Genomic DNA, 17,592 nt, shown 5'->3' with positions numbered 1-17,592 from the left:
CGAATATTGACCCGCAATGGGGTCAAAACGGGCCGTCGTATACGAACGCGACACCAACGGAAGGAGTGAGCATGTCTGTACCAAACATCGACTGGGATCTGGCCCTGATCCAGAAATATAACTATTCCGGGCCGCGTTATACCTCATACCCGACCGCGCTGGAGTTTGCTGAAACCTTCGGCGAGGCCGATTTTTTGCAGGCAGTTGCGCGATATCCTGAACGCCCGCTGTCGCTCTATGTTCACATTCCTTTCTGCCACAAGCTCTGCTATTTCTGCGGGTGCAATAAAATCGTCACCCGCCAGCAGCACAAAGCCGATCAGTATCTGGACGCCCTCGAGCAGGAAATCCTGCACCGTGCGCCGCTGTTTGCCGGGCGAAACGTAAGCCAGCTCCACTGGGGCGGCGGTACGCCAACCTATCTCAATAAAGCGCAAATCAGCCGTCTGATGGATCTTCTGCGGGCTAACTTCCGTTTTGAGGCCGATGCTGAAATCTCTATTGAAGTCGATCCGCGTGAAATCGAGCTGGATGTACTCGATCACCTGCGAGCCGAGGGCTTTAATCGCCTGAGCATGGGCGTGCAGGACTTTAACAAAGAGGTTCAGCGCCTGGTCAATCGCGAGCAGGATGAGGAATTTATTTTTGCGCTGCTGAACCACGCGCGCGACATCGGTTTTACCTCGACCAACATCGACCTGATCTACGGCCTGCCGAAACAGACGCCGGAAAGCTTCGCCTTCACGCTGAAACGCGTGGCAGAGCTGAATCCCGATCGTCTGAGCGTCTTTAACTATGCGCATCTGCCGACGCTTTTTGCCGCCCAGCGCAAGATAAAAGATGCCGATTTGCCCTCTGCTCAGCAGAAGCTGGATATTCTGCAGGAAACCATTACGTCTCTGACGGAAACCGGCTATCAGTTTATCGGAATGGACCACTTCGCCCGTCCTGATGACGAGTTGGCCATTGCCCAGCGCGAAGGTGTGCTGCACCGCAATTTCCAGGGGTACACCACCCAGGGCGACACCGATTTACTGGGGATGGGAGTCTCGGCGATCAGCATGATTGGCGACTGCTATGCGCAGAATCAGAAAGAATTGAAACAGTATTATCAGCAGGTGGATGAAAGCGGAAACGCTCTGTGGCGCGGCATTGCGCTTACGCGCGATGACTGCATCCGTCGGGATGTGATTAAGGCGTTAATCTGCAACTTCCGCCTCCATTTTGCCGACATCGAATCCCAGTGGGAACTCGCCTTTGCCGACTACTTTGATGAAGATCTGAAACTGCTCGCGCCGCTGGCGAAGGATGGGCTGGTGGATGTGAGCGATAAAGCGATTCAGGTGACGCCAAAAGGGCGCTTGTTGATTCGTAATATCTGCATGTGCTTTGACGCCTACCTGCGCCAGAAAGCCCGCTTGCAGCAATTTTCACGCGTAATCTAAAAGTCCCTGTGGTGCAGCGCTGACCGGGACTACCAGGCGTAGTTCTGATCAGCGCTGCGCCAACAAGTGTATAAGTGCTATTCCATTCCCAGCTCTTTCAGCTTCCGCGTCAGGGTATTTCGCCCCCAACCCAGCAGCCGCGCCGCTTCCTGTTTATGCCCCTGAGTATGGCGAAGCGCAGTCGTCAGTAACGTGCGCTCCATTTCAGGCTGCGCTTCGGAAAGCAGGTTTTGATGACCGGAACGCAGCGCGCGATCCGCCCACTGCGCCAGCAGCGTCGCCCAGCTGTCAGGTAACGACTGTCCGGTGCTGCTTTCGGGCGCGGTAGATTCAAACAGTTCACCCGGTAAATCCTGAATCAGCACTTCCTGCCCGGCAGCCATAACGGTGAGCCAGCGACAGGTGTTTTCCAGCTGACGCACGTTGCCCGGCCACGCCAGTCGCGTCAACGCGGCATCGGTTTCCGGGTGCAGCAGTTTGGCTTCCACGCCCAGTTCGCGAGCCGCCACCTGCAGGAAATGGCGCGCCAGACGCGGAATATCTTCCCGGCGTTCGCGTAGCGGCGGGAGATGGACGCGAATTACGTTCAGACGGTGGAACAAGTCTTCACGGAATTTGCCTTCCTGAACGCGCTGTTCAAGGTTCTGGTGCGTGGCGGCGATAATGCGCACGTCGACTTTAACGGGGGCGTAGCCGCCGACGCGATAAAACTGCCCATCGGCCAGCACGCGCAGCAGACGTGTTTGCACGTCCAGCGGCATATCGCCGATTTCATCGAGGAAAAGCGTTCCGCCGTCCGCCTGTTCAAAGCGGCCCTGACGAATGGTATTTGCGCCGGTAAACGCGCCTTTCTCATGGCCAAACAGTTCCGACTCGATCAAATCCTTCGGAATGGCGGCCATATTCAGGGCGATAAACGGGGCTTTCGCGCGCGGGCTGTGGCGATGGAGGGCGTGCGCAACCAGCTCTTTACCGGTCCCGGATTCGCCGTTAATCAGCACACTGATGGATGAACGCGACAGGCGGCCAATGATGCGAAACACATCCTGCATCGCGGGCGCTTCGCCAATGATATCGGTCGTCGGGCCAAACACCGGCGCGTTTCGCGGCTGCTGTTGCTCCTGATAGTGGCTGATGGCGCGTTCCACCAGGGCGACGGCTTCATCGATATCAAAGGGTTTTGGCAGGTAATCAAATGCGCCCTGCTGGTAGGCGCTAACGGCGGCATCCAGATCGGAGTGAGCAGTCATTATGATGACCGGAAGCATCGGATGACGTTGCTTAATCTGCTTTAACAACGCAAGCCCGTCCATCCCCGGCATCCGGATATCCGAAAGCAGCACGTCCGGGGTTTTAGTGATGAGCGCATCAAGCACTTCGCTACCGCTTTCAAAGGTGGTGCAGTTTAATCCTGCTCCGGTAAGCGCGCGTTCAAGCACCCAGCGGATGGAGCTATCATCATCGACTACCCAGACTATCCCTCGTTGCATCGTCGTCACCTTTATTTTTTTATTGGCAGGTAAACCGAAAACTCGGTATGACCCGGCCAACTGGTAAATTCAATTTTGCCGGAGTGTTGGTCAATCAAATTACGGGCGATGGACAATCCCAGCCCGGTTCCGCCTTCGCGGCCGCTCACCATCGGGTAGAACAGCGTGTCCTGCAGATGCGACGGAATTCCTGGCCCGTTGTCTTCTACGTCGATTCGGGCGGCAAGGCGATAGCGCACACCATGCAGCGTCAACTGGAACGCGGTACGCGTACGCAGAATGATTTGCCCGCCATCCGCGCCTAAGGCTTGCAGCGCGTTACGCACCACATTCAGCAGAACCTGTTCAATCTGGTCGGGATCGTGCGGCAATTCCGGCAGACTCGGATCGTAATCGCGCACCAGCGTGACGTTAGCAGGCAACTCCATCGACACCAGCTTCACTACCCGCTCAGCCACTTTGTGGATGCTCTCGGTAACGTGCATGCCTGGCTGCTGCGGCCCAAGCAGACGGTCCACCAGATTGCGCAGGCGATCGGCCTGTTCAATGATGACGTTGGTGTATTCCGCCAGCGCCGGGTCCGGCAGTGCTTTGGTTAACAGCTGTGCAGCGCCTCGGAGGCCTCCCAGCGGGTTTTTAATCTCATGGGCAAGCCCCCGCACCAGATCGCGCGCGGCGATTTGCTGTGCGTGCTGGAGCTGCTCCTGGCTCAAACGGCGCAGATTATCCATCGGCGCCATTTCCAGCAGTATTAATCCTTCCGGCAGACGTTGCGCCGTGAGGGAGAGAATGTGCGAGCGCCCGTCGATCACCAGGGTCACTTCGTTATCGGTAAAACCCTGGCCTGCCGATAAACTTTCCTGCATCAACGCAATATTCAGCGAAAAATAGCTCAACAGTTCCGGGAGTGGGGTACCGAATAATTTACGCGAGCTTTGGGCGAGCAACTGCTGCGCCGCAGGATTGGCGTAATGAACCGCCAGCTCGTCGTCGACCAGTAAGATACTGTTGATTAAAGAATTGAGGATCTGCCCAGCATCGGGCAGCGTGCCAGTTGCCATTAAGCAGTCTCCTGGAGTTGGGTGCACTAATTTAGTGCAGTATAGCGTTTTAGTGGTAAAAAGCGCGTGAGATCAGGTTGTTGGTGGAGAAAAAAGCCCATCCGAAGATGGGCTAAAAGTTTCCACGGCAACAAAAAAATCTTCTGCGTCTTTCCTGCCACCGCAGCGACAAGAAAGACGGTGAATCAGATGAAAATTAAACGCTGTAGTACAGTTCGAACTCAACCGGGTGTGGCGTCATGCGAACGCGGTCGTTCTCTTCAATACGCAGTGCGATGTAAGCATCGATAGCGTCGTCAGTGAACACACCGCCAGCAGTCAGGAACTCACGGTCAGCGTCCAGCGCGTTCAGTGCTTCTTCCAGAGAACCGGCAACCTGTGGGATCTCTTTCGCTTCTTCTGGAGGCAGGTCGTACAGGTTTTTGTCCATCGCTTCGCCTGGGTGGATCTTGTTCTTGATACCATCAAGACCAGCCATCAGCAGCGCTGCGAAGCACAGGTATGGGTTAGCCGCTGGGTCCGGGAAGCGCACTTCGATACGACGCGCTTTTGGAGACGCAACCACTGGAATACGGATAGAAGCAGAACGGTTACGGGCAGAGTAAGCCAGCATTACTGGAGCTTCGTAGCCTGGGACCAGACGCTTGTAGGAGTTGGTGGTTGGGTTCGCCAGGGCGTTGATCGCTTTAGCGTGCTTGATGACACCACCGATGTAGAACAGCGCCTGCTCGGACAGACCCGCATATTTGTCACCAGAGAACAGGTTAGTCCCGTTCTTGGAGAGAGACATGTGGCAGTGCATACCGGAACCGTTATCGCCGAACATAGGTTTTGGCATAAAGGTCGCAGTTTTACCGAAGCGGTGTGCAACGTTGTGCACCACATATTTGTAGATCTGAATCTCATCCGCTTTTTTGGTCATGGTGTTAAAGCGGGTTGCGATTTCGTTCTGACCCGCAGTCGCCACTTCGTGGTGATGCGCTTCAACAACCAGGCCCATCTCTTCCATGATCAGACACATGGTAGAACGGATGTCCTGAGAAGAGTCGACCGGAGGAACCGGGAAGTAACCGCCTTTCACGCCTGGACGGTGACCTTTGTTACCACCTTCGTATTTGGTGGAGGAGTTCCATGCGCCTTCGATATCGTCGATAGCTACGTGAGAACCGGAGATAGACGCACCAAAGCGAATATCGTCAAACAGGAAGAATTCTGGTTCTGGCCCGAACAGCACGGTGTCCGCGATACCGGTAGAACGCAGGTACTCTTCCGCGCGTTTAGCGATGGAGCGTGGGTCGCGGTCGTAGCCCTGCAGCGTGCCTGGCTCGAGGATGTCGCAACGAATAATCAGGGTAGACTCTTCGTAGAACGGGTCAATGAGCGCAGTGGTTGCGTCTGGCATCAGAACCATGTCGGATTCGTTGATACCTTTCCAGCCGCCGATTGAGGAGCCGTCAAACATTTTGCCTTCTTCAAAGAATTCGGCATTTACCTGATGAGCAGGAATTGTGACGTGCTGTTCTTTACCTTTGGTATCAGTGAAGCGCAGATCAACAAACTTCACTTCGTGTTCGTTCAGCATCGTCAAAACGTGTTCAGCGGACATACGTAACTCTCCCGGATTGGTCATTGTCGTCGTGGTAACGAGGTCTTCAATTCTGTGTAAGGCTGGCGTGGTCGCCATGTTTTTGCCGTATTTTTATAAAGCGAAATCTGTGCCAACTTTTAAATCACCCCAAAAAGGCGTTATCATGCACGTCATAGTGCAAATGAGCTGCACCACGATAGTCATCTTGCACCAGTATAGTGCTTCAGTGTGAACATTGAGCACCATATTGGTGCAATTTCCGTTAAAGTGCACTTTTTACGCTGCGTGAAAGCGATCACAAAGCAACTCTGCGATACTTGTTTGCGGAGGATGTTTGTGATCCTGTTTAGTCCTGCGATTAATCCGTGTACAATAACGCGCTATTTCTAAATGCCTGAGGCAAAGTTGTGATCGAAAATCTGCGTAATATCGCCATCATCGCGCACGTTGACCATGGTAAAACTACCCTGGTTGACAAGCTGCTGCAGCAATCCGGTACCTTCAGTAATGAACGTGCTGAAGCCACCGAACGCGTGATGGACTCCAACGATTTGGAGAAAGAGCGTGGGATTACCATCCTCGCTAAAAACACCGCTATCAAATGGAATGACTACCGTATCAACATCGTTGATACCCCAGGCCACGCCGACTTCGGTGGTGAAGTTGAACGTGTAATGTCCATGGTAGACTCCGTTCTGCTGGTCGTTGACGCAATGGATGGCCCAATGCCGCAGACGCGCTTCGTAACCAAAAAGGCATTCGCCCATGGTTTGAAGCCAATCGTGGTTATCAACAAAGTTGACCGTCCTGGCGCGCGTCCTGACTGGGTTGTGGATCAGGTGTTTGACCTGTTCGTTAACCTCGACGCAAGCGACGAGCAACTCGATTTCCCAATCATCTATGCATCAGCACTGATGGGTATCGCGGGCAACGACCACACTGATATGGCGGAAGACATGACCCCGCTGTACCAGGCGATTGTTGACCACGTTAAAGCACCAAGCGTTGACCTCGATGGTCCGTTCCAGATGCAGATCTCCCAGCTGGATTACAACAACTACGTTGGCGTAATCGGTATCGGTCGCATCAAGCGCGGTAAAGTGAAGCCTAACCAGCAAGTCACTGTCATCGACAGCGAAGGTAAAACCCGCAACGGTAAAGTCGGCAAAGTTCTGACTCACCTCGGTCTGGAGCGTATTGAATCCACCGAAGCTGAAGCAGGCGACATCATCGCGATCACCGGTCTGGGCGAGCTGAACATCTCCGACACCCTTTGCGATCCGCAAAATGTTGAAGCACTGCCAGCGCTGTCTGTTGATGAACCGACTGTAACCATGTTCTTCAACGTCAACACCTCTCCGTTCTGTGGCAAAGAAGGTAAATACGTTACCTCTCGTCAGATCCTTGACCGCCTGAACAAAGAGCTGGTGCACAACGTTGCGCTGCGCGTTGAAGAAACCGAAGATGCGGACGCGTTCCGTGTATCCGGTCGTGGTGAGCTGCACCTGTCCGTTCTTATCGAAAACATGCGTCGTGAAGGCTTCGAACTGGCTGTGTCCCGTCCGAAAGTTATCAACCGTATGATCGATGGCCGTATGCAAGAGCCGTTCGAGAACGTGACGCTGGATATCGAAGAACAGCACCAGGGTTCTGTGATGCAGGCAATGGGCGAGCGTAAGGGCGATGTCAAAGACATGATCCCTGACGGCAAAGGCCGTATTCGTCTGGATTACCTGATCCCGGCACGTGGCCTGATCGGCTTCCGTACCGAGTTCATGACCATGACCTCCGGTACCGGTCTGCTGTACTCCACCTTCAGCCACTACGATGACGTTAAACCGGGTGAAATCGGCCAGCGCCAGAACGGCGTGCTGATCTCTAACGGCCAGGGTAAAGCAGTGGCGTTCGCACTGTTCAGCCTGCAGGACCGCGGTAAGCTGTTCCTGGGTCACGGTGCAGAAGTTTACGAAGGCCAGATCATCGGTATTCACAGTCGTTCTAACGACCTGACTGTAAACTGCCTGACCGGTAAGAAACTGACCAACATGCGTGCTTCCGGTACTGACGAAGCCACCACGCTGGTTCCAGCACAGAAAATGTCTCTTGAGCAGGCTCTGGAATTTATCGATGACGACGAACTGGTAGAAGTTACTCCTACCTCCGTACGTATCCGTAAACGTCACCTGACTGAGAACGACCGTAAACGTGCGGGCCGTGGCAGCAAAGACTAATACGACTCCTCTCTGAGGTGCGTCGTGCGAAAAGCCGCTGAATATCAGCGGCTTTTTTATTGGAGTGAATTCCCTCACGCTCTCATGCGCTAAGCTGAATCTGACGCATAGCCAAAGCCTATCTTTCCCGCTACAGTTATTTCTCCACGGCGCGAAGGAGATAAACATGCTTTATATCTTTGACTTAGGAAATGTCATCGTCGATATCGATTTTAATCGAGTGCTGGGTGCATGGAGCGATTTTAGCCGTGTGCCGCTGGCGACCCTGAAACAGAATTTCACCATGGGAGAGGCGTTTCACCAGCATGAGCGTGGGGAAATCAGCGATGAAGCCTTCGCTGAAGCCATGTGTCACGAGATGGATCTGCCCTTGAGCTACGAGCAGTTCGCTCACGGCTGGCAGGCGGTATTTGTGGCACTTCGCCCGGAGATCATCGACACCATGAACAAGCTTCGCGAACAGGGGCATCGCGTGGTCGTGCTGTCCAATACCAACCGTCTGCACACCACGTTCTGGCCTGGTGAGTATCCGCAAATCCAGCACGCTGCAGATAAAATTTACCTGTCTCAGGAGATGGGCATGCGCAAACCTGAGGCGCGAATTTATCAGGCCGTCTTGCAGGCAGAAGGATTCTCTGCCGCCGATACGGTCTTTTTTGACGATAACGCCGATAATATAGAGGGAGCTAACCAGTTGGGTATCACGTCGATCCTTGTCACCGGGAAAGAGACGATACCGAACTACTTTGCGAAGCAGTTATGTTAAAAACCGTTCATCAAAAAGCCACACACCATACGCGTCCGTTTCGGGCGTGGATCAAACTGCTCTGGCAGAGGATTGATGAGGACAACATGACCACGCTGGCGGGCAATCTCGCTTACGTGTCGTTGCTCTCATTGGTTCCGCTGGTGGCGGTGATTTTCGCGTTGTTCTCTGCGTTTCCGATGTTTGCCGATGTGAGTCTGCAGCTGCGCCACTTTGTGTTTGCTAACTTTATTCCCGCCACTGGGGACGTAATTCAGGGGTATATCGAGCAGTTCGTTGCCAACTCCAGCAAGATGACCGCCGTGGGCGCCTGCGGGCTGATCGTGACCGCACTGCTGCTGATGTATGCCATCGATAGCGCGCTGAATACCATCTGGCACAGCAAGCGTGTGCGGCCAAAAGTTTATTCGTTTGCCGTTTACTGGATGATTCTGACGCTGGGGCCGCTGCTGGCCGGGGCCAGTCTGGCGATCAGCTCTTATCTTCTGTCATTACGCTGGGCGAGCGATTTAAACAGCGTCATCGACAACGTATTACGCATCTTCCCGCTGATCCTCTCCTGGCTCTCATTCTGGCTGCTTTACAGCGTGGTGCCGACCACACAGGTACCTAACCGGGACGCCATTGTTGGGGCGCTGGTGGCGGCAATCCTGTTCGAGCTGGGCAAAAAAGGGTTTGCGCTCTACATCACCATGTTCCCGTCGTATCAGCTGATTTATGGCGTGCTGGCGGTGATCCCGATTTTGTTTGTCTGGGTATACTGGACCTGGTGTATCGTCTTGCTAGGTGCCGAAATAACTGTCACTCTCGGTGAATACCGCAAACTCAAACAAGCCGCAGAACAAGAAGAAGCAGACCAACCATGATTGCATTGATTCAGCGCGTAACCCGTGCCAGCGTCACCGTGGAGGATGAGGTGACGGGTGAAATTGGCCCAGGACTTTTGGTGTTGTTAGGTGTCGAAAAGGATGACGACGAACAAAAAGCGAATCGTCTGTGTGAGCGCGTGCTCGGGTATCGCATTTTCGGCGATGCCGACGGCAAGATGAACCTGAACGTTCAGCAGGCGGGGGGTAGCGTGCTGGTGGTGTCTCAGTTTACCCTGGCCGCCGACACGGAACGCGGTATGCGTCCGGGTTTCTCCAGAGGTGCCGCGCCCGACCGTGCTGAAGCACTTTACGAATACTTTGTTGAACGGTGTCGTCAACAGGAAATGAATACGCAAACCGGACGATTCGCTGCAGATATGCAGGTGTCGCTGGTGAACGATGGCCCCGTCACATTCTGGCTCCAGGTATGAGCCAGCTGGCGGCATGGCCGCGGGTAACAAGAGAGAGTACAGCTATGTATCACCTTCGAGTACCGCAAACAGAAGAAGAATTAGAGGTTTACTATCATTTTCGCTGGGAAATGCTGCGTAAGCCGTTACATCAGCCGAAAGGCTCCGAGCGCGACGCCTGGGATGCGATGGCGCATCATCAGATGGTGGTCGACGAAGAGGGCAACCTGGTTGCCGTCGGGCGTTTGTATATCAATGCCGACAATGAAGCCTCAATCCGTTTTATGGCTGTGCATCCGTCCGTACAGGACAAAGGACTTGGCACCCTGATGGCGATGACTCTTGAGTCCGTTGCCCGTCAGGAGGGCGTTAAACGCGTCACCTGTAGCGCCCGCGAAGACGCCGTGGAGTTTTTCTCCAAGCTGGGTTTCGTCAATGAAGGCGAAATCACCGCGCCACAAACCACCCCGATTCGTCATTTTTTGATGATCAAACCCATTGCCACCCTTGATGATATTCTTCACCGCGCCGACTGGTGCGGGCAGCTGCAGCAGGCCTGGTATCAGCATATTCCGCTGAGCGAAAAGATGGGCGTGCGCATCCAGCAATACACCGGGCAAAAATTCATCACCACTATGCCGGAAATCGGCAATCAGAACCCGCACCATACCCTGTTCGCTGGCAGCCTGTTCTCGCTGGCCACCTTGACCGGCTGGGGGCTGATCTGGCTGATGCTGCGCGAAAGGCACCTTGGCGGCACCATTATTCTCGCCGATGCGCATATCCGCTACAGCAGCCCTATCAGCGGTAAACCGAGCGCAGTCGCGGACTTAGGCTCCCTCAGCGGTGACCTGGACCGTCTGGCGCGTGGCCGTAAAGCTCGCGTGCAGATGCAGGTCGAGCTGTTTGGCGATGAATCGCCAGGCGCCATCTTCGAAGGCACTTATCTCGTGCTGCCTGCGAAGCCGTTTGGCCCTTACGAAGAGGGCGGGAACGAGGAGGAATAACCCTCACTCCTGCTATTTTTCCCGGCCTGGTGAGCTGACTCGCCAGGCCACATCCCGCATCACGTCTCGTGCAGACTGGCTGACTCCGCCTAACTGAAAGAAACCATGTATGACACCCGACCAGCGCTGACACGTACAGGTGACGCCCTGTTCCGTCATTCGCTGAAAGAGTGCTTCGCCTTCATCACAAAGCGGATCGAACTCGGCGGTGATGATATGCGTCTGGGGCAGCCCGTTAAGGTCGTCACGCCATAGCGGACTGGCTTCAGGATGAAGACGGTCGGTTCCTGAAAGATATAACTCGTAACCGCTGAGAAGCGTATCGCGGGTAATGACATAGTCCGCACCGTTGCGGATATAGCTTTCAAAATACGCCGTCGAGTCGAGCATGGGATAGATCAGAATTAACTGTGCCGGCTGCCATTCTTTTGCCGCCTTGAGTCGCAGCGCAGTCACCAGCGCCAGATGCCCTCCCGCGCTGTCACCGGCGAGGGTAATTTGATTTTTATCGATGCCAAACCGATCGGCATAGTGCCAGACCAGGCACGCGGCTTTTTCAGCGTCGTCATGGGCGGCGGGGAAGGTGTGTTCCGGTGCCAGACGATACTGCACGGCAACGATCCTACAGCGGCTGTAGTAAGCCAACTGACGTAACTGGCCATCATGAGTCTCAAAGCCGCCGCTGATAAAGCACCCGCCGTGATAATAGACAACCGTCGGTAAAATCTCAGGGGCATTGAGCGGCGAATAAACCCTAAACCGCATCCCTTCAAGTTCGACAGACTCGACGTGAACGCGCGTTTCCGTTTCGCCTGCCAGCACCGTGCTGGCGACATACCCTGCGCGCCGGTCATCAATATTCTGCTCTCGTGCAGAGGGGCGCCCGGCCGCGATAAACCCCTGAACCAGTTCAGCAATCCCTTTTTCCAGTGCCATAATTCTTCCCGGTTATCTGTATGGATATACAGCGTTATAGCCTGGTTTGTTGTAAAAGAAAACGGGGGATTTTGGTGGGGGTTGGAATCTCGAACGCGGCTCGCAAAATGGAGCATGAAGGCAGTTGCAGGCCGGGCAACTTTGCGTCGCCCGGCACTGTTAAAGAAAACTACTCCCCTTCACCCGGGAACAAGAACGGGTTGATTGAGCTGCGGGCGAAGCCCTCTTGCTCCATCCGCGCGTCGAGTACCAGCGTGGCGAGGTCGTCGGCGACAGCTTCCACTTTCGGGTCTTTTTCCTGATAGAGAATTTTCAGGTAGGTCCCGCAGTCACCGCAGCTTTCGGCTTTAACGGCCGCATTCTCGTTTTCCAGCGACCAGTAGTTCAGATCGCGGGTCTGTTCGCAGTTGCTGCATTTGATGCGCACCACGTGCCACTCAGTTTCACACAGGTTGCAGTGCAGATAACGCAAGCCTTGCGTGGTGCCGATTTGCACCATGCTGGTCACGGGCATCGAGCCACACACCGGGCAGAACTGACGGGCTTCACCGTATTCTGCACGCGCTTTACCCGGAATCAGGCTCGCCATTTGCGCCCAGTAGAGCGACAGGGCGGCCCAGATAAAGGGCGCTTTATCGCTACTGACGAGGGAAAAATCGGAGGCAAACAGCGCGCTCGCCATCTCTTCCAGCTCCAGATCGGAGGCTTTTTCCAGATTCTCGATCACCGCCAGCGCAGGGCCGCTCATCTCTGGTTTCAGCTCGGCAATCAGCGAGTGCAGCAGCTTTTGCCAGTGCTTGTCGCGCGGCAGTACGTGAATATCCAGCGGCGGTTTGCCCTGCTCGTTGGCTTCTTTGATGCGCGCGGTGAGGTCCATTTGCAGCGGGTGGTCGTACAGCACCACTTCCTGGGCGTGGGCGATCAGCGCGGCAAAGCGCAGAAATTCACCGAGCGGATTGTTCTCTGCCAGCTCGCGCAGACGCTCTGCGCGGCGGTTGTAGAGGTTCTTGAGTCTGGGGAATAACAACGGCGGAATGTACTCCGCCGTGCGTTTCTCGCTCGAACCCAGCTCATCTTGCGGGATTATGCGAATACTCATTCAGTTTTTTTTTCCGTTGTCTTGCGGACCTCACGGTACCAGCGCGGGTGATGTTTCTTCGCCCACGTACTGGTAACCCATCCTTCCACCATCGCGGTAATAGTGCCTTTCACCCATAGGGCGGCGTAGATATGCACCATGATAACCACAATTAACGCGACTGCGGCAAATGAATGCAGCATCAGCGCAAATCGGATTACCGGGATTGAGAAAGCGGGCGCAAAATACGGACGCCAGATAATCACGCCGCTCACCAGCAACAGGACCAGGAAGATAATCGCCGCCCAGAATACGCATTTCTGGCCGAAGTTATAACGCCCGGTATCACCCACTTCCTCGTTGACGACGATCTTACGAATATTCTTCGCCCAAAAGATATCATCCCGATTGATTAGGTTATGGTGCCAGTAGCGGAAAAACATGATGATAAACGAGGCAAACATAATCACGCCGACAAACGGGTGCAGAATACGCGCCAGCTGCGGTGTGCCCATGATTTGCATCAGCCAGTTGAAGGATGGGAAGAAAAATCCCAGCCCGCTTATCGCCGCCAGCATGAAGCAGAAGGCGGTGACCCAGTGGTTGATACGTTCCGGCGCTGTGTAGCGCACGATGGTGTCACGTCTTTTCATTTGCGCACCTCGTCTTTCTCTTCATGCAGATTGTCGTCTTCCTCTTCCGCGCGGTTCGGACCGACACCGACATAGTGGAAGATGCTGGCGGCAAAGGTTGCAGCGAAGCCAACGGCGGCCAGCGGTTTCCAGATGCCTTTCCAGAACTTAACGGTCGCGCTGATTTCCGGGTTCTCCGGCAGGCCGTGATACAGATTCGGCTTGTCGGCATGGTGCAGCACATACATGACGTGTGTACCGCCAACGCCCGCCGGATCGTACAGACCGGCGTTGTCGTAACCACGGGTTTTCAGCTCGGCGACGCGCTCGCCCGCCAGCGTTTTCATATCCTCTTTGGAGCCAAAGTGAATGGCCCCCGTCGGACAGGTTTTCACGCAGGCCGGCTCCTGGCCGACATTCACGCGGTCAACGCACAGCGTACATTTGTAGACGCGGTTGTCTTCCGGGTTCAGTCGCGGCACGTTGAACGGGCAGCCCGCAATGCAGTAGCCGCAGCCGATGCACTGTTCTGACTGGAAGTCGACGATACCATTGGCATACTGAATGATAGCCCCTTCGGACGGACACGCCTTCAGGCAGCCCGGATCGGCGCAGTGCATACAGCCATCCTTGCGGATTAGCCACTCCAGTTTGTCGTCCTGTTCCACTTCTGAGAAACGCATCACCGTCCAGGACTTGGCGGTCAAATCGGCGGGGTTGTCGTACACCCCGACGTTATGACCCACTTCGTCACGGATATCGTTCCACTCGGAACACGCCACCTGACAGGCTTTGCAGCCGATACAGGTGGTGACGTCAATGAGCTTCGCCACTTCCTGCTGGTGGTCCCGCGCCTGAGGCGCGGGCGTGAAGCCGTTAGTCGCGGAACGACGAATGATGTCTTGCGATTGATAAGCCATAAGTCGTCTCCGTTACACCTTTTCCACGTTTACCAGGAAGGCTTTGAACTCCGGCGTCTGCGTGTTCGCATCACCGACGAACGGTGTCAGGGTGTTGGCAATAAAGCCTTTCTTCGCCACGCCCTCGTAACCCCAGTGAATTGGGATGCCGATGGTGTCCACCTGTTGCCCATGAACATTCAGCGTGCGAATACGTTTGGTCACTACCGCCTTGGCTTTGATGTAGCCACGGTTAGAGGAGACTTTCACCGTATCGCCGTGCGCGATGCCGAGCTTATTCGCCAGCTTCTCACCGATCTCCACGAACTGTTCCGGCTGCGCGATGGCGTTAAGCAGCGCGTGTTTGGTCCAGTAGTGGAAGTGCTCGGTCAGACGGTACGTGGTGCCGACGTACGGGAACTTATCTTTTTTACCCAGCGCTTCAAAATCGCCTTTGAAGATACGGGCGGCCGGGTTTGAGATCACGTTCGGGTGCAGCGGGTTGGTTCCCAGCGGCGTTTCAAACGGCTCGTAGTGTTCCGGGAAGGGACCTTCAGCCATTTTATCGATGGCAAACAGGCGGCCCATGCCTTCTGGCTGCATGATAAACGGCCCGACATCGCTGCCTGGTGCGGCGGCGCTGTAGTCCGGAATATCCACGCCGCCCCATTTCGCGCCGTCCCACTTCAGGAGCTGGCGTTTTGGATCCCACGGTTTACCCTGCGGGTCTGCGGAAGCACGGTTATACAGAATGCGGCGGTTCAGCGGCCACGCCCACGCCCAGCCCAGCGTATTGCCGAGGCCCGACGGATCGGCGTTGTCGCGGTTCGCCATCTGGTTGCCCTTCGGCGTCCAGCTTCCGGCGAAAATCCAGCAGCCGCTGGCGGTTGAGCCGTCGTCGCGCAGATGCGCAAAGGTGCTCAGCTGATCGCCTTTTTTCGCCAGTACGGTGCCGGTGGCCGGATCAACCACATCCGCCAGCGCTTTACCGTTACTCTCCATCGCCACCTCTTCAGGGGCAGGATTTTCAGGCGTTGAATAGTTCCAGGTCATGTTCAGAACCTGCTCTGGAGTCGCGCCGCCTTCGGCTTCGTACATCTTGCGCATGCGCAGGAAGATACCGGCCAGAATCTCGCCGTCGTTCAGGGCGATACCCGGGGCGTCCGCACCTTTCCAGTGCCACTGCAGCCAGCGACCAGAGTTAACGATAGAACCGTTCTCTTCGGCGAAGCAGGTGGATGGCAGGCGGAACACTTCCGTCTGAATTTTCGCTGGATCGACGTTGTTCGATTCACCGTGGTTCTGCCAGAAGGTCGAGGTTTCGGTATTGAGCGGATCAATCGTCACCAGGAATTTCAGTTTCGACAGCGACTCTACCACCTTGTTCTTGTTCGGGAACGAGGCGACCGGGTTAAAGCCCTGGCACAGATAGCCGTTCACTTTGCCCTGGTGCATCATGTCGAAATACTGCAGAACGTCGTAACCCTTGTCCCACTTCGGCAGCCAGTCAAAGCCCCAGCTGTTTTCTGCTGTCGCTTTATCGCCGTAGAAGGCTTTCATCATCGAGACGAAGAATTTCGGGTAGTTGCCCCAGTAGTTCACCTGGCCTTCCAGCAGCGGTTTCGGCGTGTTGGCGGTCAGATAGGTCTGGAGGTCGGTCTGTTTTTCGCTTGGCAATGTCATGTAGCCCGGCAGGCTCTGCGACAGCAAGCCCAGGTCCGTCAGCCCCTGAATGTTGGAGTGACCGCGCAGGGCGTTCACGCCGCCGCCTGCCATCCCCATATTGCCGAGCAGCAGCTGAACCATCGCCATGGTGCGGATGTTCTGCGCCCCGATGGAGTGTTGTGTCCAGCCCAGCGCGTAAAGGAACGACGCGGTTTTATCGTGAGCACTGGTTTCGGCGATGTACTCGCAGACTTTCAGGAAGTCGGCTTTCGGCGTGCCGCAGATGTTTTCGACCACGTCAGGCGTATAGCGGGAAACGTGCGTTTTCAGCAGGTTCCACACGCAGCGCGGGTGGGTAAGGGTGGTATCGCGTTTCGCAAAGCCGTTTTCGTCCAGCTCGTAGTTCCAGCTGGTTTTGTCGTATTTGCGTTTTTCGGCGTCGTAACCGCTGAACAGACCGTCTTCAAAGCTATAGTCCTCACGCACGATCAGGCTGGCGTTGGTGTAAGCCTCGGTATATTCACGGTTATATTTTTCGTTGGTCATCAGGTACAGCAATACGCCTGACAGGAAAGTAATGTCAGTACCTGAGCGAATAGGGGTGTAGAAATCCGCCACTGACGCTGTACGCGTAAAGCGGGGATCGATCACAATCAGTTTCGCGCCATTGTGGATTTTGGCTTCCATCGCCCAGCGGAATCCCACCGGATGCGCTTCTGCCGCGTTCCCACCCATCACAATGATGAGGTTAGCGTTTTTGATGTCGACCCAGTGGTTGGTCATCGCACCGCGACCAAATGTTGGAGCAAGACTTGCTACCGTTGGTCCGTGTCAGACACGCGCCTGGTTGTCGACCGCGAGCATACCGAGTGCGCGCGTAAATTTCTGGGTTAAATACCCGGTTTCATTGCTGGATGCGGAGGCACAAAGCATGCCCGTGGAGAGCCAGCGGTTAACGGTGACGCCATCGGCATTCTGCGCGATAAAGTTCGCATCACGGTCTTCTTTCATCAGTTTGGCGATACGGTCAAATGCCGTTTCCCAGCTGATTTGCTGCCATTTATCGGAGCCTGGAGCGCGATATTCCGGGAATTTGAGGCGGCTTTCGGAGTGGATAAAGTCCACCAGACCGGCCCCTTTCGGGCACAGCGCACCACGGTTGACCGGATGATCCGGGTCACCTTCGATATGGAAGATGGATGCTTTAGCGTTTTTCGCGCCGTCGCCGAGGCTATACATTAACAGCCCACAACCGACAGAGCAGTACGTACAGGTATTACGGGTTTCACGGGTGCGCAGCAGTTTGTACTGCCGCGTTTCCGCCAGCGCTACACCAGGGGCAAAGCCCAGCGCCGCTGCCGTCGTGCCTGCCATACCGCCAGCGCAGATCTTAAAGAACTGCCTTCTGCTGACCTGCATGGGTCACTCCTTGTTTACGACATTGCTCCCTCTTCATATTTCGCGCTGCAGGTGCGTTGGCTGCGTTCTCTTACTCAGCCGCTTACGTGAGTAAGC

The 17,592-nt window shown here is 55.2% G+C and carries 14 protein-coding genes; 6 read left to right on the top strand and 8 right to left on the bottom strand.

Features of this window, described 5'->3' with window-relative positions; translation table 11 throughout:
* Positions 1–71 precede the first annotated feature (71 nt).
* The gene (hemN, locus tag ABIE11_RS20930; protein WP_429185328.1) at positions 72–1,445 is read left to right on the top strand and encodes an oxygen-independent coproporphyrinogen III oxidase; all 1,374 of its coding nucleotides are present in this window, start codon (positions 72–74) and stop codon (positions 1,443–1,445) included.
* Positions 1,446–1,522: 77 nt separating this feature from the next.
* On the opposite strand, the gene glnG is transcribed toward hemN, so the two are convergent.
* The 3 genes from glnG to glnA all read right to left on the bottom strand — a co-directional run bounded on the left by glnG (position 1,523) and on the right by glnA (position 5,602).
* The gene (gene glnG, locus ABIE11_RS20925; RefSeq protein WP_102105701.1) at positions 1,523–2,935 is read right to left on the bottom strand and encodes a nitrogen regulation protein NR(I); all 1,413 of its coding nucleotides are present in this window, start codon (positions 2,933–2,935) and stop codon (positions 1,523–1,525) included.
* 11 nt (positions 2,936–2,946) lie between these two features.
* Positions 2,947–3,996 (bottom strand): nitrogen regulation protein NR(II), encoded by a 1,050-nt coding sequence (gene glnL, locus ABIE11_RS20920; protein WP_100778328.1) that lies wholly within the window; start codon positions 3,994–3,996, stop codon positions 2,947–2,949.
* Positions 3,997–4,192: 196 nt separating this feature from the next.
* Positions 4,193–5,602 (bottom strand): glutamate--ammonia ligase, encoded by a 1,410-nt coding sequence (glnA, locus tag ABIE11_RS20915; protein WP_095284040.1) that lies wholly within the window; start codon positions 5,600–5,602, stop codon positions 4,193–4,195.
* Positions 5,603–5,991: 389 nt separating this feature from the next.
* On the opposite strand from glnA, the gene typA reads away from it, so the two are divergent.
* The 5 genes from typA to fabY all read left to right on the top strand — a co-directional run bounded on the left by typA (position 5,992) and on the right by fabY (position 10,867).
* Complete coding sequence (gene typA, locus ABIE11_RS20910; RefSeq protein WP_100778329.1) at positions 5,992–7,815, top strand: ribosome-dependent GTPase TypA; 1,824 nt, start codon at positions 5,992–5,994, stop codon at positions 7,813–7,815.
* 166 nt (positions 7,816–7,981) lie between these two features.
* Complete coding sequence (gene yihX, locus ABIE11_RS20905; RefSeq protein WP_371973832.1) at positions 7,982–8,581, top strand: glucose-1-phosphatase; 600 nt, start codon at positions 7,982–7,984, stop codon at positions 8,579–8,581.
* Positions 8,575–9,447, top strand: a complete 873-nt coding sequence (locus ABIE11_RS20900) for a virulence factor BrkB family protein (RefSeq protein ID WP_100778331.1) — start codon at positions 8,575–8,577, stop codon at positions 9,445–9,447. Before yihX ends, ABIE11_RS20900 begins: the two co-directional genes overlap by 7 nt.
* The gene (dtd, locus tag ABIE11_RS20895) at positions 9,444–9,881 is read left to right on the top strand and encodes a D-aminoacyl-tRNA deacylase (RefSeq protein ID WP_100778332.1); all 438 of its coding nucleotides are present in this window, start codon (positions 9,444–9,446) and stop codon (positions 9,879–9,881) included. Before ABIE11_RS20900 ends, dtd begins: the two co-directional genes overlap by 4 nt.
* Before the next feature lie 44 nt (positions 9,882–9,925).
* Entirely contained in the window at positions 9,926–10,867 is a 942-nt protein-coding gene (gene fabY / locus ABIE11_RS20890) for a fatty acid biosynthesis protein FabY (RefSeq protein WP_429185326.1), read from the top strand.
* A gap of 12 nt (positions 10,868–10,879) precedes the next feature.
* Here fabY and ABIE11_RS20885 read toward each other — a convergent pair whose 3' ends face one another.
* The 5 genes from ABIE11_RS20885 to fdnG all read right to left on the bottom strand — a co-directional run bounded on the left by ABIE11_RS20885 (position 10,880) and on the right by fdnG (position 17,496).
* The gene (locus ABIE11_RS20885) at positions 10,880–11,803 is read right to left on the bottom strand and encodes an alpha/beta hydrolase (RefSeq protein WP_429185325.1); all 924 of its coding nucleotides are present in this window, start codon (positions 11,801–11,803) and stop codon (positions 10,880–10,882) included.
* 169 nt (positions 11,804–11,972) lie between these two features.
* Complete coding sequence (fdhE, locus tag ABIE11_RS20880) at positions 11,973–12,902, bottom strand: formate dehydrogenase accessory protein FdhE (RefSeq protein ID WP_100778335.1); 930 nt, start codon at positions 12,900–12,902, stop codon at positions 11,973–11,975.
* A complete protein-coding gene (gene fdoI / locus ABIE11_RS20875; protein WP_100778336.1) occupies positions 12,899–13,534 on the bottom strand; it encodes a formate dehydrogenase cytochrome b556 subunit in 636 nt (211 codons plus the stop codon). The genes fdhE and fdoI overlap by 4 nt, the downstream gene beginning before the upstream one ends.
* On the bottom strand, positions 13,531–14,433 hold the full coding sequence (fdxH, locus tag ABIE11_RS20870) for a formate dehydrogenase subunit beta (protein WP_100778337.1): 903 nt from the start codon (positions 14,431–14,433) through the stop codon (positions 13,531–13,533). Before fdxH ends, fdoI begins: the two co-directional genes overlap by 4 nt.
* A 12-nt stretch (positions 14,434–14,445) precedes the next feature.
* Positions 14,446–17,496 (bottom strand): formate dehydrogenase-N subunit alpha, encoded by a 3,051-nt coding sequence (gene fdnG, locus ABIE11_RS20865; RefSeq protein ID WP_429185324.1) that lies wholly within the window; start codon positions 17,494–17,496, stop codon positions 14,446–14,448.
* Positions 17,497–17,592: the final 96 nt, after the last annotated feature.

It is taken from the genome of Lelliottia sp. 489, assembly GCF_050435885.1.
Taxonomy (GTDB): Bacteria; Pseudomonadota; Gammaproteobacteria; order Enterobacterales; family Enterobacteriaceae; genus Enterobacter; species Enterobacter nimipressuralis.
This window is presented reverse-complemented; position numbering and strand designations above follow the sequence as displayed.